We start from the raw sequence: 626 nt of genomic DNA, 5'->3' as shown, positions 1-626 counted from the left end.
GGGTGGGGGTGTGGGGGGGGGGGATGAGGTAGGCGGTGAGTTGGGGGTGTCCGGGGGTGTCTTCGCGGAGGATGACGGTGGCGTGGGTGATGTGGGGGTGGGTGGTGAGGGCGGTTTCGATGTCGCCGAGTTCGATGCGTAGGCCGCGGAGTTTGATTTGGTTGTCGGTGCGGCCGAGGTAGTCGAGGGTGCCGTTGGGGAGCCAGCGGACGATGTCGCCGGTGCGGTACATGCGGGTGCCGGGTGTGCTGTGGGGGTTGGCGATGAAGCGTTCGGCGGTGAGTGAGGGTTGGTTGGTGTATCCGCGGGCGAGTTGGGTGCCGGCGAGGTGGAGTTCGCCGGGTACGCCGGGGGGTACGGGTTGCAGGTGGTGGTCCAGGACGTACACCTGCGTGTTCCACACGGGACTGCCTATCGATGCGGAGGCGCGACCTTCCGCGGCGGCCTCCACCGTGCAGGAACCGGCGGTGACGTCGACGGCCGCCTCGGTGGGGCCGTAGAGGTTCTCCAGGGCGACCTTTGAGGTTCCGGCCGAGGTGTGGAAGCGGGTGGTGAGGTCGGTGGGGAGGGCTTCGCCGCTGCAGACGACGAGTCGCAGGGTGGGGCAGGTGGTGATCTCGGTGTCG

1 protein-coding gene is annotated in these 626 nt (G+C 68.5%); it reads right to left on the bottom strand.

Annotated elements, in window-relative coordinates; genetic code table 11:
- On the bottom strand, window positions 1-626 hold a 626-nt coding region (locus tag ADK55_RS18600), incomplete at both ends, for an AMP-binding protein (RefSeq protein WP_159041461.1).

The organism is Streptomyces sp. WM4235, assembly GCF_001279725.1.
Taxonomy (GTDB): domain Bacteria; phylum Actinomycetota; class Actinomycetes; order Streptomycetales; family Streptomycetaceae; genus Streptomyces.
Note: the sequence above shows the minus strand (reverse complement) of the source record. Positions and strands in the feature narration are given on the sequence as shown.